This window comes from Ignavibacteriota bacterium (genome assembly GCA_016218045.1).
Lineage (GTDB): Bacteria > Bacteroidota > Ignavibacteria > SZUA-365 > SZUA-365 > JACRFB01.
The window spans coordinates 1-3,724 of the sequence record JACRFB010000051.1 but is presented as its reverse complement, the minus strand read 5'-3'; the positions used below and the strand labels follow the sequence as shown (position 1 = coordinate 3,724).

Sequence of the window (3,724 nt, the reverse complement as noted above, 5' to 3'; positions counted from 1 at the left end):
CGACATCTTCCCAGCCCACCACCATCCATCACAGCGGCAAGGCGTCTTCACCGCAGCTCCGCAGTATCGCTCTGGGAAACGGGATGAAGGGGCGAGCCGGCGAAGCCGGCAAGCCCCTCGTCGTTGTGTCAATTTCGGTGTTTTGTTGCAGCCGTTGTCGACCGGTCCCGAGCGGCAAGCACGGCAGGTGATTGCTCGAACCCGTGACGGGGCTTTGCGCGAGCGGTGGAGGTGATTGTCGACGTGCGGCAAACGCGTCGAAGGTTGAGTGAATGCGCGAGTGTGGGACGCGCAACAGCATGATGGGTCCTCGCGCGGCAAGCACGGCAGGGGTTGCTCGAATACGTGACTGGGTCTTGCGTCAGCGTGCGCGGGGGTTATCGGTGTGCGCGAGTGAAATCGGTGAGTGCGCGATGCGCTCGGAGGGAGAGCGACCGGACGAAGAAGCCCCCCCACTGCGAGCAGGCGAGTGGTCGCTCGAACCGCGCGGCAGGCGCAGCCCAAGGCGCCAGAGGTTGTCAATTCGCGCGAAATGGAAGGACGTGAGCGACGACATGATTCGGTTTGTCGTCGTCGGTCAAGAGAATTGAAGGCCTAACACGGCGCTCACCTGCCGGCCGCGGCGGCGTGCGAAGCACGCCGCGCCTCTTCGCGGCCGTGCAGGTGCAGCGCCTCGTTAGGTCTTCGCCCGTGAGAGATTTCAATCACAGCATGGAGACAATGGGGACGGGCGTCAGCGGGCTGATGGTGTTCGAAGCGCGCGAACTGGGCAGGAAATCCATCACGGCGGAATGGGTTTGGTGTGATCGCGCTGGTGAGTATCGACGACGTCAGTGCGTGCTGACAATCCATCACAGGGCCAGGGATTCCATCACTCATCTCGACCACCGCGTGGGTGCCCGAATGTCGCATCACGCGCAAGGCGGTGCAGCCGCCGAGCCTTGCCTGGTATTTCGGTGTTGTCGCCGCGACGGTGGTGGCATCGAAGTAACGACGTGCGCGCAATCCGCGGCAGTCATGCCATGCATCGAACGGGTGCCGGGCCGGCGGGCAACGGAGTATCGACTCGCGTGTAGCGGTTGGGACGCCGGGGTGTGGTTGGTTCCGCGCGGCAAGCACGGCAGTGATTGCTCGAAACCGTGGCTGGGTCTGGCGTCAGCGCGCGCGGTGGTTGTCGGCGTGCGCAAGGGAAATCGGTGAGCGCGCAAAGCGCTCGATGAAATCCAAGCGCAAGAAGAGACGCCGTACAGCGAGCACGCGAGTGGTCGCTCGAGCCGCGCGGCAGGCGCAGCCCAAGGGGCCAGAGGTTGTCAATTCGCGCGAAACGGAAAGGACGTGAGCGACGACATGGTTTGGTGTTGTCGTCGTCGGTGAAGAGAATTGAAGACCTAACACGCGGTTCACCCGCGCGCAGACGCGGCGGCATTCGGCCGCCGCGTCAAGCTCATGCGGGTGAAACCGCCTGTTAGGCCTGTTCGGGTAAGGAGTTCAAGCACAGCTTCGAGTGCATGGGTGTTGTCGGGTTGGTTGTTGCGCGAAAGAACGAATTAGTTGTCGACGACGTTCCCCAGTCCACCACCATCCATCACAGCGGCAAGGCATGTTCACCGCAGCGGTGCAGTATCGCACGGGGAAAGGCGATGAAGGGGCGAGCCGGCGAAGCCTGCAAGCCCCTCGCTTTCCTGTCTATTTCGGTGTTCGGTTGCAGCCGTTGTCGAACGGTCCCGCGCGGCAAGCACGGCAGTGATTGCTCGGACCTGTCACGGGGCTTTGCGCGAGCGGGGGAAGCGATTGTCGACGTGCGGCAGGCAACGTCAAGGGTTGAATGATTGCGCGAGTTCGGGGCGAGCAAACAGATTGACCGGTCCTCGCGCGGCAGGCAGGCATGGCAGGGGTTGCTCGAAGACGTGACTGTGTCTTGCGTCAGCGTGCGCGGGGTTGTCGATGTGCGCGAGGGAAGTCGGTGGGTGCGCAATGCGCTCGGTGGGAAAGCGACCGGATGACGAGGCCCCGCACGGCGAGCACACGAGTGGTCGCTCGAACCGCGCGGCAGGCGCAGCCCAAGGTGCCAGAGTTTGTCAATTCGCGCGAAGCGAAAAGGGCGTGAGCGACGACATGGTCTGGTGTTGTCGTCGGGGAAGAGAATTGAAGGCCTAACGCGCGGGTCACCCGCGCGCAGACGCGGCGGCACCTCGGCCGCCGCGTCAAGCATGGCGGGTGGAACCGCTTGTTAGGCTTCTCGCGTGAGCGAATTCAAGCGCAGCTTCGAAGAATGGGTGTTGTCGAGTTGGTTGTCGCGTCAGCGGGTGATGCGGTTGTCGACGACGTCTTCTCAGCCAACCACCATCCATCACAGCGACAAGGAATATTCACCGCAGCCTCGCAGTATCGAAGCGAACGCCTTCAACCGGAAACGCGGAGAAGCTGGGCGATGCCGGCGAAGCCGGCAAGCCCTGCCTTTGTGTGTAATTCGGTGTTTCGGTCGTCGGTGTTGTCGCCCGAAAAACCGGAAGTAGTTTGGACGGACCGATGTTCGGCGGTTCCGCAGGGCAAGCACGGCAGTGATTGCTCGAAGGCGTGATGGGTTGTGCGCGAGCGGGCGCAGCGGTTGTCGACGTGCGCGGCAAGCGCGTCGGGGGTTGCATGAAGCGTGAACGCGCGCGGCTGGACCTGATGGACGGATTGCGCGCGGCAAGCACGGCAGTGATTGCTCGAAGGCGCAATGGTGTTGAGGTCCGGTGGACCCGGTGGGTTGTCGACGTGCGGCAGGCGCGTCGGCGGTTGCATGAAAGTGTGAACGCGCGGCGCGGACCGGACGGACGGTTCGCGCGCGGCAAGGGCGGCAGTGATTGCTCGAGGGCGTGATGGGTTGTGCGCGCGCGGACGCAGTGGTTGTCGACGTGCGGCGAGCGCGTCGGCGGTTGCATGAAGGGTGAACGCGCAAGGGGTGGACCTGATGGACGGATTGCGCGCGGCAAGCACGGCAGTGATTGCTCGAAGGCGCAATGGTGTTGAGCGCCGGTGGACCCGGTGGGTTGTCGACGCGCGGCAAGCGCGTCGGCGGTTGCATGAAGCGTGAACGCGCGGCGCGGACCGGACGAACGGTTTGCGCGCGGCAAGCACGGCAGTGATTGCACGAAACCGTGATGGTGTGCAGGGCAGGGGCGCGACCGCAATGGGTTGGTTCTCGCCAGGGCCAGGCGCGAGAACGGATTCCAACGGCGCAACAGGGTGGGGCGTCCGTGGACCGATCGGTTCGTTCAGCAAGGCAGTGGTCGCTCGTCTTGCGTAACGGGAAGCGCCCAAGCGCATGAGGCGGTTATCGATCTGGGCTGAATGGGTGTGAGCAAGGGCGACACGGTTCGGTGTTGTCGGGTGTTGCTGTCGTCGTCGGCGTAATGCGGTGTTTTGCCTAACACGCGGTTCACCCGCGCGCAGACGCGGCGGCATTCGGCCGCCGCGTCAAGCTCATGCGGGTGGAACCGCCTGTTAGGCCTGGTCGGGTAAGTAGTTCAAGCGAAGCTTCGAGTGCACAGGTGTTGTCGGGTCTTGCTGTTGCGCGAAAGAACGAACTGGCTGTCGACGACATCTTCCCAGCCCACCACCATCCATCACAGCGGCAAGGCGTCTTCACCGCAGCTCCGCAGTATCGCTCTGGGAAACGGGATGAAGGGGCGAGCCGGCGAAGCCGGCAAGCCCCTCGTCGTTGTGTCAATTTCGGTGT

At 63.7% G+C, this 3,724-nt stretch carries 1 protein-coding gene; it reads right to left on the bottom strand.

The genetic code is table 11. The annotated features are described in order from the left end of the window. Window positions 1-2,403: 2,403 nt before the first annotated feature. A complete protein-coding gene (locus HY962_13130; protein MBI5647866.1) occupies window positions 2,404-2,787 on the bottom strand; it encodes a hypothetical protein in 384 nt (127 codons plus the stop codon). Between the last annotated feature and the right edge of the window lie 937 nt (window positions 2,788-3,724).